Annotated in this window: 16 protein-coding genes and 2 pseudogenes; 8 read left to right on the top strand and 10 right to left on the bottom strand. The window is 73.3% G+C overall.

Going from position 1 to position 18,893, the window contains the following annotated elements:
• Positions 1-81: 81 nt before the first annotated feature.
• The 3 genes from IE271_RS30465 to IE271_RS30455 are packed head-to-tail and all read left to right on the top strand — an operon-like array spanning position 82 to position 3,622.
• A complete protein-coding gene (locus IE271_RS30465; RefSeq protein ID WP_190193697.1) occupies positions 82-606 on the top strand; it encodes a PadR family transcriptional regulator in 525 nt (174 codons plus the stop codon).
• Positions 603-1,289 (top strand): ABC transporter ATP-binding protein, encoded by a 687-nt coding sequence (locus tag IE271_RS30460; RefSeq protein ID WP_190193696.1) that lies wholly within the window; start codon positions 603-605, stop codon positions 1,287-1,289. Before IE271_RS30465 ends, IE271_RS30460 begins: the two co-directional genes overlap by 4 nt.
• Positions 1,286-3,622: an FtsX-like permease family protein gene (locus tag IE271_RS30455; protein WP_190193695.1), complete on the top strand. Its 2,337-nt coding sequence runs from the start codon at positions 1,286-1,288 to the stop codon at positions 3,620-3,622. Before IE271_RS30460 ends, IE271_RS30455 begins: the two co-directional genes overlap by 4 nt.
• A gap of 105 nt (positions 3,623-3,727) precedes the next feature.
• Here the strand turns inward: IE271_RS30455 and IE271_RS30450 are convergent, their stop codons facing one another.
• The 5 genes from IE271_RS30450 to IE271_RS30430 all read right to left on the bottom strand — a co-directional run bounded on the left by IE271_RS30450 (position 3,728) and on the right by IE271_RS30430 (position 9,358).
• Positions 3,728-4,192 carry a DNA-binding protein gene (locus IE271_RS30450; protein WP_190193694.1) on the bottom strand — a complete coding sequence of 155 codons (465 nt, stop codon included), beginning with the start codon at positions 4,190-4,192 and terminating at the stop codon, positions 3,728-3,730.
• Positions 4,193-4,264: 72 nt separating this feature from the next.
• Positions 4,265-5,731: an FAD-binding oxidoreductase gene (locus IE271_RS30445; RefSeq protein ID WP_190193693.1), complete on the bottom strand. Its 1,467-nt coding sequence runs from the start codon at positions 5,729-5,731 to the stop codon at positions 4,265-4,267.
• On the bottom strand, positions 5,728-6,987 hold the full coding sequence (locus tag IE271_RS30440; protein WP_268256235.1) for a DUF1259 domain-containing protein: 1,260 nt from the start codon (positions 6,985-6,987) through the stop codon (positions 5,728-5,730). The genes IE271_RS30445 and IE271_RS30440 overlap by 4 nt, the downstream gene beginning before the upstream one ends.
• A gap of 70 nt (positions 6,988-7,057) precedes the next feature.
• Positions 7,058-8,206 (bottom strand): glycosyltransferase family 2 protein, encoded by a 1,149-nt coding sequence (locus IE271_RS30435; protein WP_190193692.1) that lies wholly within the window; start codon positions 8,204-8,206, stop codon positions 7,058-7,060.
• 6 nt (positions 8,207-8,212) lie between these two features.
• Entirely contained in the window at positions 8,213-9,358 is a 1,146-nt protein-coding gene (locus IE271_RS30430) for an SDR family NAD(P)-dependent oxidoreductase (RefSeq protein ID WP_190193691.1), read from the bottom strand.
• A gap of 603 nt (positions 9,359-9,961) precedes the next feature.
• On the opposite strand from IE271_RS30430, the gene IE271_RS30425 reads away from it, so the two are divergent.
• The gene (locus IE271_RS30425; RefSeq protein ID WP_190193730.1) at positions 9,962-10,150 is read left to right on the top strand and encodes a hypothetical protein; all 189 of its coding nucleotides are present in this window, start codon (positions 9,962-9,964) and stop codon (positions 10,148-10,150) included.
• 58 nt (positions 10,151-10,208) lie between these two features.
• Here the strand turns inward: IE271_RS30425 and IE271_RS30420 are convergent, their stop codons facing one another.
• Positions 10,209-10,598: a VOC family protein gene (locus IE271_RS30420; protein ID WP_190193690.1), complete on the bottom strand. Its 390-nt coding sequence runs from the start codon at positions 10,596-10,598 to the stop codon at positions 10,209-10,211.
• A gap of 174 nt (positions 10,599-10,772) precedes the next feature.
• Between IE271_RS30420 and IE271_RS30415 the strand changes: the two genes are divergently transcribed.
• Positions 10,773-11,087 (top strand): hypothetical protein, encoded by a 315-nt coding sequence (locus tag IE271_RS30415; protein ID WP_190193689.1) that lies wholly within the window; start codon positions 10,773-10,775, stop codon positions 11,085-11,087.
• 16 nt (positions 11,088-11,103) lie between these two features.
• On the opposite strand, the gene IE271_RS30410 is transcribed toward IE271_RS30415, so the two are convergent.
• From IE271_RS30410 to IE271_RS30400, 3 genes are all read right to left on the bottom strand, one after another.
• Positions 11,104-11,823, bottom strand: coding sequence for a nitroreductase (locus IE271_RS30410; RefSeq protein ID WP_229919645.1), 720 nt, complete (start codon positions 11,821-11,823; stop codon positions 11,104-11,106).
• Between the two features lie 393 nt (positions 11,824-12,216).
• On the bottom strand, positions 12,217-13,950 hold the full coding sequence (locus IE271_RS30405) for a DEAD/DEAH box helicase (RefSeq protein WP_190193688.1): 1,734 nt from the start codon (positions 13,948-13,950) through the stop codon (positions 12,217-12,219).
• 88 nt (positions 13,951-14,038) lie between these two features.
• Positions 14,039-14,242 carry a cold-shock protein gene (locus IE271_RS30400; RefSeq protein WP_129310881.1) on the bottom strand — a complete coding sequence of 68 codons (204 nt, stop codon included), beginning with the start codon at positions 14,240-14,242 and terminating at the stop codon, positions 14,039-14,041.
• 458 nt (positions 14,243-14,700) lie between these two features.
• Between IE271_RS30400 and IE271_RS42425 the strand changes: the two are divergent.
• Both IE271_RS42425 and IE271_RS44045 read left to right on the top strand, forming a co-directional pair.
• Positions 14,701-14,787: pseudogene (locus tag IE271_RS42425) on the top strand (hypothetical protein); the annotation flags it as partial.
• Between the two features lie 82 nt (positions 14,788-14,869).
• A pseudogene (locus tag IE271_RS44045) lies at positions 14,870-15,010 on the top strand (hypothetical protein); the annotation flags it as partial.
• A gap of 407 nt (positions 15,011-15,417) precedes the next feature.
• Here IE271_RS44045 and IE271_RS30390 read toward each other — a convergent pair.
• Complete coding sequence (locus IE271_RS30390; RefSeq protein ID WP_190193728.1) at positions 15,418-16,737, bottom strand: dicarboxylate/amino acid:cation symporter; 1,320 nt, start codon at positions 16,735-16,737, stop codon at positions 15,418-15,420.
• A gap of 624 nt (positions 16,738-17,361) precedes the next feature.
• Here IE271_RS30390 and argG point away from each other — a divergent pair.
• Positions 17,362-18,810: an argininosuccinate synthase gene (gene argG / locus IE271_RS30385; protein WP_190193687.1), complete on the top strand. Its 1,449-nt coding sequence runs from the start codon at positions 17,362-17,364 to the stop codon at positions 18,808-18,810.
• Positions 18,811-18,893: the final 83 nt, after the last annotated feature.

Genomic DNA, 18,893 nt, shown 5'->3' with positions numbered 1-18,893 from the left:
GACCATGTCCTTCCGACCCCCTCCCCCTCTATACACCCCACGTATACACACCAGTTATACGCGCCGTGTATAGTCCCGGCCATGTCCATTGGTCACACCCTCCTGGGACTCCTGGAGTCCGGGCCCCGCCACGGCTACGACCTCAAGCGGGCCTTCGACGAGAAGTTCGGTCACGACCGGCCGCTGCACTACGGCCAGGTCTACTCGACGATGTCGCGCCTGCTGAAGAACGGCCTCGTGGAGGTCGACGGCATCGAACCGGGCGGCGGTCCCGAGCGCAAGCGGTACGCGATCACCGAGGCCGGCGTCACCGACGTCCAGCAGTGGCTGGCCACCCCGGAGAAGCCCGAGCCGTACCTGCAGTCGACCCTGTACACCAAGGTCGTCCTCGCCCTCCTCACCCACCGCGACGCCGCCGACATCCTGGACACCCAGCGCGCCGAGCACCTGCGCATGATGCGCATCCTGACCGACCGCAAGCGCAAGGGCGACCTCGCCGACCAGCTGATCTGCGACCACGCCCTGTTCCACCTGGAGGCCGACCTGCGCTGGCTCGAGCTGACCGCCGCGCGCCTGGACAAGCTCCGCGAGGCGGTGGTCCGGTGACGCCGCCCGGTTCCCTGCTCACCGCCCGCGACCTGCGCAAGGCCTACGGCCCCACCACCGCCCTGGACGGCGCCGACTTCTCCGTCCACCCCGGCGAGGTCGTCGCTGTCATGGGCCCCTCCGGCTCCGGCAAGTCCACCCTCCTGCACTGCCTCGCCGGCATCGTCACCCCCGACTCCGGCTCCATCACCTACGACGGCCGCGAACTGACCGCCATGAACGACGCCCGGCGCAGCGCCCTGCGCCGCACCGACTTCGGCTTCGTCTTCCAGTTCGGCCAGCTCGTCCCCGAACTCACCTGCGCCGAGAACGTCGCCCTGCCCCTGCGCCTGAACGGCACCCCCCGCAAGGAGGCCGCGGCCACCGCCCTGGACTTCATGCGCCGCCTGGAGGTCGACGACCTCGCCGCCAAACGCCCCGGCGAGGTCTCCGGCGGCCAGGGCCAGCGCGTCGCCGTCGCCCGCGCCCTGGTCACCACCCCCCGCGTCCTGTTCGCCGACGAACCCACCGGCGCCCTGGACTCCCTCAACGGCGAACGCGTCATGGAACTGCTCACCGAGGCCGCCCGCGCCACCCACGCCGCCGTCGTCCTCGTCACCCACGAAGCCCGCGTCGCCGCCTACTCCGACCGCGAGATCGTCGTACGCGACGGCCGCTCCCGCGACATGGAACGCGCCGTATGAGCCCCCGCGCCTCCCACGGCACCACCTGGGTGCAGGACCTGGCCATGGGCGCCAGGTTCGCGGTCACCGGCGGCCGCGAGGGCTGGGTCCGCACCGCCCTGACCGCCCTCGGCGTCGGCCTGGGCGTCGCCCTGCTGCTGTTCGCCACCGCCGTCCCGGGCGCGCTCGACGCCCGGAGCGAGCGCGAGGACGGCCGCAGCACGTACGTGACCGCCGACACGGCCGCCGACGACACCCTCCTGGTCTCCCAGAACGACAGCACCTACCGGGACGAGAACGTCTACGGCCGCCTGGTGCGCCCCGAGGGCCCGAAGGCACTCCTCCCGCCCGGTCTGTCGCGGCTGCCCGGGCCCGGCGAGATGATGGTCTCCCCCGCGCTCGCCGCCCTGCTCGACACCCCCGAGGGCGAGCGGCTGCTCGGCCCCCGGCTGCCCTACGAACGGGTCGGCACCATCGCGGAACCCGGCCTCCTGGGCCCCGACGAGCTGGCGTACTGGGCCGGCTACGACGGCCTCGTGGGCGGCCAGGACTACGTGGCCCGGATCAAGGACTTCGGGGAGCCCCAGCCGCTCCAGCCCTGGGACCCGGTCCTGCTGCTGCTCGTACTGATCGTCTTCATCGTCCTGCTGCTGCCCGTGGCCGTGTTCGTCGCCGCCGCCGTCCGCTTCGGCGGCGAGCGCCGCGACCGGCGGCTGGCCGCGCTGCGGCTGGTCGGCGCGGACGCGGGGACGGTCCGCAGGGTCGCGGCGGGCGAGGCGCTCGGCGGCGCGCTGCTCGGCGTCCTGACCGGCCTGGCGCTGTTCTTCGCGGGACGGCCGCTGGCCGCCGCCTTCCCGATGGTCGAGACCGGGACGTTCCCGTCCGACATCGCGCTCGGCCCGGTGCCGGCCCTCCTGGTCCTGGTCGCGGTGCCGCCGGCCGCGGTCGCCGTGACCCTGCTCGCGCTGCGCGGTGTGGTGATCGAGCCGCTGGGCGTGGTGCGCACCGCGAGGCCGCCGCGGCGGCGCCTGTGGTGGCGGCTGCTGACGCCCCTGGCCGGTCTGGCCCTGCTCTACCCGCTGATCGGGCAGGACGACGACGAGCCGTTCAACCAGTGGCAGGTGACCGGCGGCGTGGTCCTGCTGCTGATCGGTGTGACCGCGCTGCTGCCCTGGCTGGTGGAGCGCGCGGTGACCCGGCTCGGCGGCGGTCCGGTGGCCTGGCAGCTCGCCGTGCGGCGGCTGCAGCTGAGCAGCGGCCTCGCGGTCCGCCCGGTCAACGGGATCGCGGTGGCCGTGGCCGGGGCGATCGCCCTGCAGTCCCTGTTCACCGGCGTCCAGGGCGACTACACCCGGCGGACCGGCGCGGACCTGGACCGGGCGCAGATGCAGGTGCTGGCCCCCTCCCAGGTGGAGTTCTCCCGCATGCCCGCCGTCACCGAGCGGATCGCCTCGGCGCGGGGCGTGGTACGGGCCACCTCGCTCGGCAGCACGGAACTGGGCGACAGGGCCCTCGACGCCCAGAAGTACTATCGGCTCACGGTCGGCGACTGCACGGCCCTGCGCGAGATCGCCGAGCTGGACTCGTGCGCCGACGGGGACCTGTTCCTGCTGCCGCCCTCCGCCGACGCCTCCGACAGGAACCCGGAGCCGGGCCGGAAGCTCTACCTCGACCCGGCCTACGAGGACGACCCGGACGCGGGGGCCGCGATCCCCTGGACCGTGCCGGCGGACGTCGAGCGCGTCGCCGCCCGCCTCGATCCCACCGGCAACGCGGGCACCGGCCTGCTCGCCACCCCGGGCGCACTGCCCGAGGGCACGCTGAAGAGCGTCCGCTCCACCACCTACGTCACCCTGGACGAGACCGTTCCGGACGTCCGCGAGCACGTGCGCAACGCGGCGGCGCGGGCCGATCCGATGCTGGTGCCCATGTCCCTGACGGAGTACCGGACCGATGACCGGTTCGCCGCGGTGGAGCGGGGCCTGACCATCGGCTCGGCCGCCGTGCTGCTGCTGATCGGGGCGAGCCTGTTCGTCTCCCAGATGGAGCAGCTGCGCGAGCGCAGGAAACTGCTCGCCTCGCTCGTCGCCTTCGGCACCCGCCGCCGCACGCTGGGGCTTTCGGTCCTGTGGCAGACCGCCGTGCCGATCGCCCTCGGGCTCGCTCTCGCCTGCCTCACGGGCCTGGCGCTCGCCGCGGTCCTGCTGCGCATGGTCGGCCGCCCGGTCGCCTTCGACTGGACGTCCGTGGCGGCGATGACCGGCATCGGCGCGGGCGTGGTTCTGCTGGTGACCCTCCTCAGCCTGCCGCCGCTGTGGCGCATGATGCGTCCGGACGGCCTGCGCACGGAGTGAACGCGCCCGCCGCGAGCGGGGACATAAGGCCCGTCCGGGCCGGGGCGGAGACCCCGGCCCGGACGGGCCTTCCGCCTCGGTCCGCGCCGGGCCTTCCGCCTCGGCCTACGCCGGGCCTTCCGCCTCGGTCGCGGTCCTGCCGGCCAGCCGCTCGTACCGCTGCCGGGCCGCCTGCGGAGTGCCGAGTCCGAGCCCGAACGCGATCTCCTGCCAGGTCATGCCGCGCCCCCGCGCCATGCGCAGGAGCCCGGCCTCCAGCTCGTCCAGCTCCCCGCGGACCAGCGGGACGAGGGTCAGCGCGGCGGTGACGTCGGCGTGGTCCACCTCCGGCTCGCCCTCCTCCAGCAGGGCGGTCCCGCCGAGCAGGAACGACACGAGCCTGACGGCCTCGTGCGGGCCGAGGACCGCGGGGTGGACCTGCCGGTCGCGCTGCGCCCTGCTGGCCGCGTGCCGCTCGGCGATGCGGAACAGGGACGCGTGGACGCGGTGCGCCCGCGCCTCCTGCGGCCGCGGGGGCGTGAAGGGGTCGGTGTGCTGTTCGTCGGTGTGCTGTTCGGGAGTCGACGGCATGGGACGAGGATCGGGTGTGCACGAAATGATGTCAACGGATTATGCTGAACAATCTGTTCAATGGCAGGTCGGTCACTCGGCCGGTTCCAGCACGCTCAGGTCCAGCGGCCGGGTACCCGTGGGCTCGAAGGAGGAGTCGACGGACTGCCGGAAGCGGAAGAACCCGTCCGGGTCGAACCGCCGCTTGGCGGCGAGCAGACGGTCCTCGAAGGCGCCGTAGTACATCGACCGCCAGCGGGTCTGCAACGGGTCCAGCTGGCAGACGAACGCCCCGGTGACGTACGGCCGCAGGGCCTCGCCGAAGTCGTACGCCCAGGAGACGTTGCTCCTGGTGGCGCTCTCCTCGTCCCAGAGGGCCTTCAGGGTGTACACCAGGCGGCTGTCCCGGTGGGCGCAGGCGCCCGCCTCCTCCGGTGCCCGGGCCACCGCTCCGCCGGAGTGGGTCCACATCATGACGTTGTGAGGGGAGGGCGAGCACTCCATGAAGTGCAGGAGGACGTCCACGACATCGGGGGTCAGGGAGCGCGGCGGCAGGTGCCCCGAGCGGATGTAGGCGCGCCGTCCGGCGACGGCGGTCAGGGCGCCGACCTCCCTCTCCCAGGCGGGAAGCGCCGTCCGGCGCCACAGGGTCCGCAGCGGCGACAGGCGCAGCAGCGGCCGGAGCAGTTCGACCGCCTCGTCCCGGCCGCCGTCGTACGTACTGGTGAGGGTCAGCGTCCACAGCGGCCGGCCGGGGCCGGTGGGGCCGGGGGTGGTGCTCAGGTGGCAGTACACCGTGAGACCGTCCGGTACGGTCTCGATCCACTCGTCGTACAGGGGGAGGATCTCGCGGGCCCGCTCCAGGGGGTAGACGAGCTGGCTGCCGCAGACCGTGCCCGCGGGCAGCCGGTGCACCCGCAGCTCCAGAGCGGTGACGACGCCGAAGTTCCCTCCGCCGCCGCCCCGGGAGGCCCAGAACAGCTCCCGGTCGGCGGGGTCGGCGGAGTGCGTGCCGACCGTCCGCGGGGTGCCCTCCGGGGTGATCAGTTCGAGCGCTTCGAGGCTGTCGCTGCCCAGGCCGTAGGAGCGCGAGACGAAGCTGTACGCGCCGCCCAGCAGGGACCCGGCGACGCCCACCTGGGGCGTGCTCGCCCCGACCGCGACGAGGGGGCCGTCGCGCAGGGCCGGATGGGCGTGCAGGTCCTCCCAGAGGGCGCCGGCGCCGGCACGCAGGACCTGCCGGTCGCGGTCCAGGCGGACCTGCCGCATCAAACGGGTGTCCAGCACGACGCCGCTCCGGTTCAGGCACTGCCCGGTGGCGCCGTGGCCGCCGCCCCGCACGGTCAGCGGCAGCCCCTGGTCGCGGGCGAAGCGGACGGCCGCGCCGACGTCGGCGGCGGACCGGGGCAGGATCACGAGGGCGGGCTCCACCCGCACCCGGCCGTTGTCGAGGGCCAGGGTCCGGGCGCGGCGCGGGTCACCGCGCTCCAGGACGTGGCCGGAGAGGTCGCGCCGCAGCGCGGCCAGCAGGGCGGGCCGCGGCGGCCGGTCCGTGCTCATTCGCTTCCCGTCAGGTCGAGCACCCCGCGCAGCGCCTCGGCCGTCCTCACCGGGTCGTCGACGGTCCAGTAGTGGCAGAAGAACAGCCTCGGCTCCTCGGTCAGGGCGTGGTTGTGCAGGGAGACCACGGTGATCCCGGCGGCGCGCAGGGCCCGGATCACCGGCTGCACCTCGTCGTGCGTCAGGGCGATGTCGCCGTTGACGACCGCGCGTCCGTCGCCGACCGGCTGGAAGTGCACCTCCGACAGGACGCCGAGACCGGGCGGGACGACCCGGTGGTGCTCGGCGACGGTGTCGGTCCGCGGCAGGCGCACCCAGTAGGCGCCGTACACGGGGGCGCCCCTGCGGCGCAGGGCCGCGTCGACGGCGGCGGTGTCGAGGCCGGGCGGGGGCGGTCCCGGCGGGACCGGCCCGTCCGGTGTGCCGGTGGCGTCCACGGCGGCCCGGACCGCCCCCGCCAGGGTCCCGGCGCCGCCGACGGCGTTGAAGTGGAGCCACCACATGGGCGGCTGCGAGGCGAGCAGGTGCTTGTGCATCGTGGTCTGCGACAGTCCGTTCGCCTGCAGGGCGTCGACGGCGCGTCCGAGTTCCTCCTCGGTCACCACGAGGTCGCCCATCAGCATCGCCTCCCGGTCGGGGTAGACGGCGAACGAGGCGAACGAGGTCAGGTCGATGCCACTGGCCAGGCGCACCTTCCGGGAGACCACGTCGAGGTCGGTGCGGGGGAAGGACACCACGTAGGCCAGTCCGTCCTCGGAGACCTCCCCCGGGCGTCCCAGAACGTCCGCCACCTCGGCCCAGTCCTGCGGGGTGGTCGGCAGCGGCCGCATCGGCTCCTCGGCGCCGTGCGCGGAGCCGGGCCCGCCCCGTCCGCCGGGAACGCGCCCGCCGGACGGGGCGCTTCCGCCGGGGGCACGTACGTCGGCGGGAGCGGGCCCGCCGGGCGGACCGGCGTGGCCGGCCCCGACGCGGGTGGCGGTCCTGCGGTCGGGACGTGCTCCGTCGGCCTGGCCGGCCGGGCGGACGTACCCCGCCGTCCGGCCCGTTCCCCCGGACGGGCCCCGGTCCGCCTCCACCCGGCCGCCCGCCCACGGCGCGCAGAGCACGAGCAGCACGGCGAGCGCGGACGTGTTGGCGCGGAACGGCGGGGCCGGCCGGGGCTGCCGGGCCGGCCGGGTGGGCGGGGCCGGCCGGGTGGGCGGGGCCGGCCGGGTGGGCGGGGCCGGCCGGGCGAGGGGGGCCGATCGGGTCGTCATCCGGTCACCTCCGGGTTCCGGTCTGCCGGACCGGCCCGACGGCCGCCCGGACGCACGTGCCGCCCGCGCCTCAGGCCCGGCCGGCGCTCTTGCGGGGAGGGCCGGTGCGGATCACACCGACGTTGCGGTCCTTCACGGCCATCCGCAGGTAGCAGAACCAGCCGCAGGGCACCAGGAGCAGGCCGTTGACCAGCGCGTAGAACGGATAGAGCAGCAGGGTCCAGTCGCGCCGAGGGCCTTCTGTCAGGAGCAGGTGGAGCGTGTAGACCAGATAGACCGACAGCAGGGCCAGGACGGGGGCGCAGAGCGAGCACCACCGCAGGGGCGTCAGCAGGAAGGTGATGAACAGTCCGTAGAACAGGAAGCCCGGGTGTCGCGCCAGTACGGGGAAGTTGACGGCCATCAGGCGGAACTCGCCGCCGGCCCAGGCCAGCCGCTGGCGCAGCCAGGCCCGCGGCCGGTGCGGGGCCGTGGTCAGGACCTCGGTGTGCAGATACGCCGCCTTGTACCCGAGGGCGTTGCCGAGCAGACCCATCTCGACGTCGTTGCCCTGGAAGAACAGGGAGTGCCTGGCCATGATGGCGCGGTGCGCCTCCGTGCGCGCGACGTGACAGGCCCCGGACACCAGCCAGGGGTACATGTGGCGCCGCCGCATGGCCAGCCGGTACTCGTGCCGCTGAAACCGCAGGAGGATGCCGGGGGTGCCGACCGGGACCAGGTGGACGGAGGCGAAGTCGCGGCCGCTCTTCCGGAAGGCCCCCACGATGCGGTCGAGCGGCTCGGTGGTGACGGTGTCCGCGTCGAGGCAGATCTCGTACGGGGCCCGGACGATCCGCAGCGCCTCCCGGATCAGCCGGTCCCGGACGGTGCCCGACGCACGGCGCCGCCCGTCGGCCGTCCTGACCCGCGGGATGTGCTGCCGCAGTACGCGGAAGCCGTGCTCGTCCGCCAGGGCCCGCAGGGCGGCGTAGAACTCCGGCGACTCGGCGTCGGTGGTGCACAGCAGCACGCGGACCCCGTACGGGCGCAGGAACTCGACGTTCTCCAGATAGGCGATGTCGCCGTAGATCGGGACGAGCACCTCGAAGTCCTGGCACGGCACCGTTCTCGGGCCCACGTCGAAGGTGTGGCGCCGACCGGTGAGCAGGGGGGACACCAGGTCCACGGCGGCCACGAGCAGCGGCACGAAGACGATGACCGTCAGGAGCTGGAGCGGCATGGCGGGTCACAGTTCCGCGGCGGTCAGCAGCGGGCCGGGGACGGCGGCGTCCCTGTTCGTCCGCGACGGCCGGTAGGTGCCCAGCAGTTCGGACAGGGCCTGCGGCAGGAAGTCCTCCCGCCCCTCCTGGGCCAGGCTGCGCAGGTCGCGCAGGCGGGCCGTGAAGTCGGGCCGCACCGGTTCGAGCCGGAGCCGCCAGATCAGGGGGTCGCCGGTCGGTTCGCGTCGCTCGTCCGACGCGCACACGGTCTCCTCGATCTTCTCCCCCGGCTGCAGGCCGGTGAAGCGCAGGTCGGGCACCGGCAGGTCCAGGAGGCGCGCGTACCGCTCGACGAGGTGCACGACGCGGACCGGAGCCCCCATCTCCAGCATGTAGACCTCGCCGCACGAGGCCTCGGCGGAGACCTGGACGACCAGTTCGACCGCCTCGGTGACCGTCATGAAGAAGCGGGTGGCCTGCTGGTGGGTCACCGTGACCGGCAGGCCGCGGCGCAACTGGTGGGCCAGCACGCTGAGGAAGGAGCCGCGGCTGCCGAGGACGTTGCCGAAGCGGACCGAGGCGAACCGTGTCAGGTTCTCCTGGGCCCCCGTCCGTACGACGTCCTCGGCCAGCCGTTTCGTCGCGCCCAGGATCGACGCGGGGTCGGCGGCCTTGTCCGTGGAGACGAAGACGAACTTGCCGACCGCGCTCTCCAGAGCGGCGTTGACCAGGTTCTCCGTGCCGAACACATTGGTCTTCACCGCTTCGCACGCATTCCTCTCCAGCAGGGAGAGGTGCTTGAGCGCGGCGGCGTGGAAGACGATCTCGGGGCGGACCTTCCGGAACACGCGGCGCATCTGGGCGGCGTCCCGGATGTCGGCCAGCAGCACGTGGTCGTTCTGGGTGAAGCCCTGGTCCCACAGGCTCAACTGCACGGAGTGCAGCGCCGATTCGCTGTGGTCCATCAGGAACACGGGGTACGCGCCCAGCGCGGCGGCGCGGTGCGCGAGCACGCTGCCGATGGAGCCGCCCGCCCCCGTCACGAGAACCCTCTTGCCGTACAGCGACAGGGCGCCGTCGCTCGTGAGTCGCTGTGGTCGCGCGAGCAGCCTCTCCGCCCACAGCGGCCCGTACTGCTCCGGAAGATCACAGGGTTGAGTCGTCTCGCACATGGCCTGGCCTTCGCATGACGTACTGCACCCGGCCCTTCCAGGGAAGGGACAGGCGGTCGGCACCGGGGTCTGGGGAGCCGACAGCGCGGACTTAACCCCTTGATCATCATTTGAAACGACTAATACGCCATATGGCTCCGGTCAGGCCGTGCCGCATGCGGCACCGAGCCCGCAGACCACCGCCGCGCCCTCGGCCGAACGCCGGGACACCCCCGACCACCGCCACCGTGCCCTCGGCCGACCGCCGCGGCGCCTCCGGGCCGGCCGCCTCGCTTCCGGTCGCCACCGTGCCCCCAGGAATCGGGGCAGCTCAGCCATGTCCCTCATGCGTGATGACCGGGTCCGCCCGATGGACGAGCACAATCGCCTGTACCCGGTCGCGCAGGTCGAGCTCGCTCAGGACGCGCGACACATGGGCCTCGACCGTCGCGCGGCCGTCCCCCCGCCTCCCCCACGACCTCCAGGTCCGGTCGCGCAGCGGACTCGAGCGCGTTGGTCAGCACACCCAAGGGGCCGTACGGGGTCGTACGGGCGCTGCGCCAGGTCGCCGAAGTATCGGCGCAGCACGGGGACCGGACTGAGAGGCCGCCCGATGCACCCGAGATCCATCTCGCCCTGCACCACGCCCGCGCCGCCGAACTCCGTGCCGAAGCCGACGCGCACCGCCTCGCCGCCGGGGCGGGACGGCCGGCGGACCTGCGCACCCGCCTCGGCTGGACCCTCGTGGAGGTCGGCCTGCGACTGGCCGCCGCCCCCAGGAACGCGGCCGCCGTCTCCCAGGCCGTACCGTAGGCGGCCGGCGGGGGCCGCACCCCGTCCATGGGGCGCGGGCGGCCCGGTGCTCACACGCTCACGACGGCCAACCGCCGTACGGCACGGTGATGAGTTCCATGGCGTGACCCACCGGGTCCATGAAGTACACGCCGCGACCGCCGTCGTTGTGGTTGATCTCGCCGGGACGCCGTCGCTGCGGGTCGGCGTAGTGCTCGATGCCGCGCCGCACGATCCGCGCGTACGCCGCGTCGAACACCTCCTCCGACACGAGGAAGGCGTAGTGCTGCGGAGTGATGGTGTCCACGGGGACCGTGGCGAAGTCCAGTGTGACACCGTTGGCCAGCTCGACCGCGACGAACGGCCCCCACTCAGCGGTGATCTGCAGATCCAGCAGGTCCGCGAGGAACTCGGCGGACTCCCGGTTGTCCCGGGCGTGGACGATCGTGTGATTCAACTCGACCGACAAGGAATGCCTCCAAGGGCATGTCCCGACACCTCCATGCCTCACCCGGCCGGTGACCGGCACGCGATGCCATCACGAAGGTTAACCGGTGCGCCGACCGTGTGTCAGCACCGGTACGCGGGTACGGGTGGCGGGAGCGGGACGACCACGGCAGGCATGGGCAGGCATGCTGGGCCCATGACACCCCGACAGCAGCCGGAGCACACCCCCGACGGACACTTCGTCGTCATCGACGGCCGCCGGTGGCGGGCGACCGACCCGGACATCCCCGAGGACGTCGCGGACCGCCTGACGAAGCACCTGATGGCCGCGCGCCGCGCCGTGGGCTCCGCGAAGAGGGCCGGGGACGGTGCGGCGGAGGCGGCGGCCCGCGCCCGCGTCCACACCGCCAAGACCGGCCTCGGAGAACGCGGCACACCGTGGTGGGAGCAGAGCGACGCCGAACGCCGCTCCCGGTGGGAGAACAGCCTCGATGAACTCGACGCGGACTGACGGGTCCGGGGCCGGTCTACGCGTCCGTGTGCCAGGTGACGGCGTTCTCGGGGTTCTCCCGGGCGGTGCGGAACGAGTTGACCGGGTGGTCCGTGTCGGGGTGGCCGAAGGAGACGCCCGCCACGACACGGCGGTGGTCGGGGATGCCGAGGTGGTCGCGGAGGAAGGGGGCGTAGGAGGCCAGCGCGGCCTGGGGCGCGGCCGCCAGGCCGAGGCTGTGGGCGGCGAGCAGGAAGGTGTCGATGTACAGGCCGCAGTCGACGGCGCCGTAGACGCCGAGGTCCGCCTCGGTGGTGACGATCGCGACGTGCGGCGCGTCGAACAGCTCGAAGTTGCGCAGCAGTTGCCGCAGGGTGCCCTCCTGGTCGCCCTTGGCGATGCCGAGGCTGCCGTAGAGCTGGACGCCGCAGTCGCGCCGGCGCTGTCGGTAGACACCGGTGTACCGGGCCGGGAAGGGGAAGTCGGGGACGGCCGGGTTGCCGTCCCGGACGTGCTCCAGGAGTCCCTCGCGCAGGCGCCGGGTGGCGTCGCCCTCGGTGATGTGCACGTGCCAGGGCTGGGTGTTGCACCAGGAAGGGGTGCGCTGGGCCAGCTCCAGCAGCCGCCCGACGGTGGCGCGGGGCACGGGGTCGGGCAGGAACTGGCGGCAGGTCCACCGTTCGGCGAGGATCCGGCCGAGGGCCTCGTGCAGGTCGGCGCGGGTGCCGCTGTAAGGAGTCGTACGGGTCTGTTCCAAGGGAGGTGCCTCCGCCGGCGGACGCGGTCTCGTGATGGGACCGCACGCTATCCGGTACGGCCCCTTCCGGGAACCGCCCGGCGAGGGCGGAGCCGAACCGCCCCGGCCTCGGCCGCGGAGCAGCGCAGCCGTGCGCCCCGGCCCCTCGTCGCCTTCCCGTCCCTCCACCCGAGACCGGGCCTCCCCGATGCGGACGACCGCCCCCGGTTCAAGTGGCTGCCTCCCCGATGCGGACGACCGCCCCCCGGTTCAGGTGGCTGCCTCCCCGATGCGGACGACCGCCTCCCGGTTCAGATGGTCACCGCCGATTCGGATGGCCGCCTCCTGTCCGTCCCGTGCATCCGCCCGGGACCCCAGTGGGTCACGAGGAGGCGCCGTCCGCCGCGCGACGGATCACGAGGACGCGGGGCCCGCCGCGCGACGGCCGGAACCGCGGGCGCCCCTGCCGGAACCGGACTTGCCGGAACCGGTCCCGGACGCCGCACCGGCCGCGGCCCGGCGGCCGGTGGTGCCGCCGCTCGCACCGCGGGGGCCGCCGTTCGCACCGCGGCTGCCACCGTTCGCACCACGCGTGCCGCCCGCGCTGCCGTGGGAACCCGACCGGCGGGCGGAGCCGCGTCCGCCGGTCCCGGTGGCACCGCCGGCCGTCGCCTTCGCGGGCTCGGCCCGGCGGTCGGAGCCCCGGCCGGCGGTCGCCGCGGCGGCACCCGTCGCCGTTCCGGCGCCGCCCCCGTTCCTGCGCCGGCGCCGGGACCGCCCACCGGAACCGGTGCCCTCCCCGGTCCCGGTCCCCCGTCCGGGCCGGGACGCCTTCGGCGCCGCCTGCTGGGGTACCTCGATGGTGACGGCCACGCCGGAGGGCTCGCGGGCGCCGGTGATGGCGGCCAGTTCGGCGTCGCCGGACGTGACGCGGGTCGTACGGGGACGGATGCCCGCGTCCGACATGAGCCGGGTGACCTCCCGCTTCTGCTCGGGCAGGACCAGGGTGACCACGGTGCCGGAGCCGCCGGCGCGGGCCGTGCGGCCACCCCGGTGGAGGTAGTCCTTGTGATCGGTGGGCGGATCGACGTTGACGACGAGGTCGAGGTCGTCGACGTGTATGCCGCGGGCCGCGACGTTCGTGGCCACCAGCGCGGTCACCTGACCGTTCCTGAACTGCTCCAGGGTGCGGTTGCGCTGCGGCTGGGAGCGGCCCCCGTGCAGGGCCGCCGCGCGGACCCCGGCGGCCAGGAGCCGCTTGGCGAGCCGGTCGGCCGACCTCTTGGTGTCGAGGAAGAGGATGACCCGGCCGTCGCGTGCCGCGATGCGCGCCGTGACGGCCTTCTTGTCGGTCTCGTCCGGGACGTGCAGCACATGGTGTTCCATGGTGGTCACCGCCCCCGCGGACGGGTCCACGGAGTGCACCACGGGATCGGTCAGGAAGCGCTGCACCAGACGGTCGATGTTGCGGTCCAGGGTGGCCGAGAACAGCATGCGCTGGCCGTCGGGCCGCACCTGCTGGATCAGCCTGGTGATCTGCGGCAGGAAGCCCATGTCGGTCATCTGGTCGGCCTCGTCCAGCACCGTGACGCGTACGTCGCCGAGGGTGCAGTCCCCGCGTTCCACGAGGTCGTTGAGGCGGCCGGGGGTCGCCACGAGCACCTCGGCGCCGCGCCGGAGCGCGGCGGCCTGCTTGGTCAGGGACAGCCCGCCGACCACGGTGGCCAGCCGGAGGTCCACCGCCGTCGCGTAGGGCGTCAGCGCCTCCGTGACCTGCTGGGCGAGCTCTCGGGTGGGCACCATCACCAGCGCCAGGGGCGCCTTGGGCGCCGCGCGCAGTCCGGTGGTGCGGGCCAGGACCGCGAGCCCGAACGCGAGCGTCTTGCCGGAGCCGGTGCGCCCCCGCCCCAGCACGTCGCGGCCGGCGAGCGAGTTGGGCAGCGTGGCGGCCTGGATGGGGAACGGTGTGGTCACGCCCTGCGCGGTGAGCGTCTTGAGCAGCCCCTCGGGCATGTCGAGGGCGGCGAAGTCCTCGACGGCGGGGAGCGCGGGCGTCGTGCTCTCCGGCAGCCGGAACTCCCTCGGCGGCGGTGCGGACGTCCGGGGTGCCGAGGCGCGCCGGCTGGACTTCTGGGGCCTGCGGGGCATGCGGTTGTCTGCCTTCCTGGAGAGAGCACGAACCGGGGTCCGCACCGTCGCGGTGCGGACCCCGGTGGGCGGACGGAGCGTCCGAGGGTCAGGCAGGAAGGATGTTCTCCGCCTGCGGGCCCTTCTGGCCCTGCGTGACGTCGAAGGAGACCCGCTGGCCCTCCTGGAGCTCACGGAAGCCCTGGGTCGCGATGTTCGAGTAGTGGGCGAAGACGTCCGGGCCGCCGCCGTCCTGCTGGATGAAGCCGAAACCCTTTTCAGAGTTGAACCACTTCACGGTTCCCTGTGCCATGATTTTCTCCTTCTGGTAGGCAGAGGCCCCATCCGGAGAAACCGGAAAACAAATAATGCGCCTGAAGGACAAACATTCCCGTCAGGCGCACATAGGTTCATGGGTACCACAACTGCAACTCTTAAACCGTAACACAGTCTGTCGGCGGGTCCGACGGCGCACGGGCGCACCGGTCCGGGCGGGGGCCGTTCCGGCCACGGAGACCCGGCCGGGCACACGCCCCTCCGGCACGACCCCGCCCGCCCTTCGGGTGTCGCACGGGTGACCGGAGAACCACACACCGCCCGTTCGCCCCGGGCGGCCTGGCCCTCGGTGAGTGCCGGGAGGCCGCCGACGAGGACGTCGACATCCCCCGCGGCCCGGAGTCGTACGCGAAGGGCCGCGGCATCCACGTCCACTACGGCGACGCCGCGTCCTTCGGCACCCGCTCCCAGACCCCCGGCCAGGACACCGTCGGGGTGTACGGGCGGGCCGAGGACGGCGACCGCTTCGGCGCCTGCCTGGCCGTCCTGGACTGGAACGGCGACGGCTGCGACGACCTGCTCGCGGGCGCCCCGGGCGAGGCGATCGGCACCCGCTCGGGGCGCGGGCGCCGCCACGCTGCCGTCCGGCCGCGCGGGCGGACCGGTGGACCCCTTCGAGGAGGCGATCTCGGTGGCGTACAACCAGGGCACCCCGCGCGTGCCGGGCGCCGCGGAGGCCGGCGACGCCTTCGGCGCGGCGGTGGCCGCGGGCGACTACGACCGCGACGGCGTTCCGGACCTGGCGGTCGGTTCCCCCGGCGAGATAGGCGGGTCGGGCGGCGTGCGGGTGCTGCCCGACGCCGCGGCGGACGGCAGCCGCGCCGTCACCCCCGCCGAGCTGGGCCGGCCCTCCCCGGCGAGCGCCCTCGCGTACGGCGGGGTCCTCGGCGGCAGCCGAGAAGTCCCCGTCCCGGCGGGCGGGTATGTACCACGGCCCGCCCGCCGGGACGTGGCCCGCGCTCCCGTGAGGCGGCCGCCGAACGCGCGTGGGCCGCTCAGCCGGTGGCTGAGCGGCCCACGAGGGGGACGTCGTCCCGGGTTCACGGGGGACGTCCTCCCGGGTTCACGGGAGACGTCGTCCCGGGTTCACGGCCTGCGGGTCCGCCGCCGCGGACCCGGCGCGCCGTTCGCCGGCGCCGGCCGGGACGCGGCTCAGGCGGCCGCGGCCGGCACCCGATCGTCGGCCGCAGGCTCCCGCTCCGGCCTCTCGTCGACCGGCGAGCTGTGGGCCTGGTCGTACGCCTCGCGGTCGAGCAGGTTCTCGCGGGCGGAGACCAGCACCGGCACCAGGGCCTGGCCGGCGACGTTGGTCGCGGTGCGCATCATGTCCAGGATCGGGTCGATGGCGAGGAGCAGGCCCACGCCCTCCATGGGCAGACCGAGGGTGGAGAGCGTGAGGGTCAGCATGACCGTCGCGCCGGTCAGGCCGGCCGTGGCGGCGGAGCCGACGACCGACACGAACGCGATCAGCAGGTAGTCGCCGACGCTCAGCTGGATGTCGAAGATCTGGGCGACGAAGATCGCGGCGATCGCGGGGTAGACGGCCGCGCAGCCGTCCATCTTCGTCGTCGCGCCGAACGGCACGGCGAAGGACGCGTACTCGCGCGGCACGCCGAGGCGCTCGGTCACCCGCTGGGTCAGCGGCATCGTGCCCACCGAGGAGCGGGAGACGAAGGCCAGCTGGATCGCGGGCCAGGCGCCCTTGAAGAACTGGAGCGGGTTGAGCTTGGCCACGCCGGCGAGCAGCGCCGGGTAGACCACGAACAGCACGAGCGCGCAGCCGACGTAGATGTCGGCGGTGAAGGTGGCGTACTTGCCGATCAGGTCCCAGCCGTAGGTGGCGATGGCCCGGCCGATGAGGCCGACGGTGCCGAGCGGGGCGAGCCGGATGACCCACCACAGGGCCTTCTGGAGGAGTTCGAGGACGGACTCGCTCAGGGTGAGGATCGGCTGGGCCTTGTCGCCGAGCTGGAGGGCGGCGATACCGGCGACGGCGGCCATGAAGACGATCTGCAGCACGTTCAGCTCGGTGAACGGTGTGATCACGTCGGTCGGCACGATGCCGGTCAGGAAGTCGAGCCAGGAGCCGGTGTGCTCGGGCTTCGCGCCGTCCTTGGGCGTGAGGCCGGTGCCGGAACCCGGGTTGGTGACCAGGCCGATGGCGATGCCGATGGCCACCGCGATCAGCGATGTGATCATGAACCAGAGGAGGGTGCGCGTGGCCAGCCGGGCCGCGTTGGTCACCTTCCGCAGATTGGTGATCGAGACGAGGATCGCGAAGAAGACGAGCGGGGCGACGGCGAGCTTCAGCAGGCCGATGAAGATGCCGCCGATCTTGTCGAGGGTCGTCACCAGCCAGGACAGGTCCTGGCTGCGGGCGAGCCAGCCGAGCAGGGCGCCCAGCACGAGACCGGCGATTATCTGGGCCCAGAAGGGCACTCTGAAGGATTTCGTGTTCGAGGACACGGACAGGCTCCGTTGGGACGCGCGGGGACTTGCGGACGGGTGGCGAAGTGGCGCACGAGAACGGCGGCCCCGGGACGGAAGGTCAGCAGCGCCGCCGCAGTGCGGTGTCGTGAGCGAACGACATCAGGGACAACAGGTCGCGGACATGCAGCGACAGAGGTCCACGTGCAGGCGCGCCACGAGCGGAATGCTCCGGGGCGTGGCGGACGCGGCTGCTGACTTCACACACGAACCTTAACATCGGAGCTTTAGGCATCTCAAAGCCTGCCTTTGACAAGAGGGCTTCCGTCCCCGCCCGCGCATCCACAGCGTCCTGCGCGCTCCTCGACGCATGACGGTCGGCGGCACGCACCGCATCCCGCCGGCCCGTCCGCCGACCCGCCGACCCGTCCGTCGACCCGCCGGACCGTCCAGCGGCCTATGGGCCTGTTATTCCCAACCCGTTGCCCCAAGGGCCTGTTATCCCCCCGGGTCGATCCGGCGCCCCGTCGATCCATCGCCCCGTCGACATCGGCATGCCGCTCGCACCGCGGCCGCGCCCGCCCCGGATGCACAGCGACAGCCCCGGTCCGACCGCGCGGAGGCCGGACCGTCTTTGCATGATCATGCGAGAGGGTGCATACTCTTCCCATGTCTAAGGTCCTCACCTCCCTCCCCGTCGGCGAGCGCGTCGGCATCGCCTTCTCGGGCGGCCTCGACACCTCCGTCGCGGTCGCGTGGATGCGCGACAAGGGCGCCGTCCCGTGCACCTACACCGCCGACATCGGCCAGTACGACGAGCCCGACATCGCCTCGGTGCCCGGCCGGGCGAAGACCTACGGCGCCGAGGTCGCGCGTCTGGTCGACTGCCGTGCGGCGCTGGTCGAGGAGGGCCTGGCCGCGCTCACCTGCGGGGCGTTCCACATCCGCTCGGGCGGGCGCGCCTACTTCAACACCACGCCGCTCGGCCGCGCCGTCACGGGCACCCTGCTGGTCAGGGCGATGCTCGAGGACGACGTGCAGATCTGGGGCGACGGCTCGACCTTCAAGGGCAACGACATCGAGCGGTTCTACCGCTACGGCCTGCTCGCCAACCCGAACCTGCGGATCTACAAGCCCTGGCTGGACGCGGACTTCGTGACCGAGCTCGGCGGCCGCAAGGAGATGTCGGAGTGGCTGCTCGCCCACGACCTCCCCTACCGCGACAGCACGGAGAAGGCGTACTCCACCGACGCCAACATCTGGGGCGCCACCCACGAGGCCAAGACCCTGGAGCACCTGGACAACGGCGTGGAGACCGTCGAGCCCATCATGGGCGTGCGGTTCTGGGACCCCGAGGTCGAGATCGCCGCCGAGGACGTGACGATCGGCTTCGACCAGGGCCGCCCGGTGACGGTCAACGGCAAGGAGTTCGCCTCCGCCGTCGACCTGGTGATGGAGGCGAACGCCATCGGCGGCCGCCACGGCCTGGGCATGTCCGACCAGATCGAGAACCGCATCATCGAGGCCAAGAGCCGCGGCATCTACGAGGCGCCCGGCATGGCCCTGCTGCACGCGGCGTACGAGCGCCTGGTCAACGCGATCCACAACGAGGACACCCTCGCCCAGTACCACAACGAGGGACGGCGCCTGGGCCGCCTCATGTACGAGGGCCGCTGGCTGGACCCGCAGGCGCTGATGATCCGCGAGTCCCTGCAGCGCTGGGTCGGCGCGGCCGTCACCGGCGAGGTGACGCTGCGGCTGCGGCGCGGCGAGGACTACTCGATCCTCGACACCACGGGCCCGGCGTTCAGCTACCACCCGGACAAGCTGTCCATGGAGCGCACCGAGGACGCGGCGTTCGGCCCGGTGGACCGGATCGGCCAGCTCACCATGCGCAACCTCGACATCGCCGACTCGCGCGCCAAGCTGGAGCAGTACGCCGGCCTCGGCCTGATCGGCACCGCCGGCCCCGCCGTCGGCGCCGCCCAGGCGGCCGCGACCGGGCTGATCGGCACCATGCCGGAGGGCGGCGCCGAGGCCATCGCCTCCCGCGGCGAGGTCTCCGGCGACGACGACGAGCTGCTGGACCGCGCCGCGATGGAGTTCGGCACGGACTGAGCACCGCCGCCGGGCGAAGGCCCGGCGGACCGGGACCGGGAGACGGGGACGCGACACCGGGGAGGCCGGCCCGACGCCGATGG

Source organism: Streptomyces minutiscleroticus, from assembly GCF_014650875.1.
Classification (GTDB): domain Bacteria; phylum Actinomycetota; class Actinomycetes; order Streptomycetales; family Streptomycetaceae; genus Streptomyces; species Streptomyces minutiscleroticus.
This window is presented reverse-complemented; position numbering and strand designations above follow the sequence as displayed.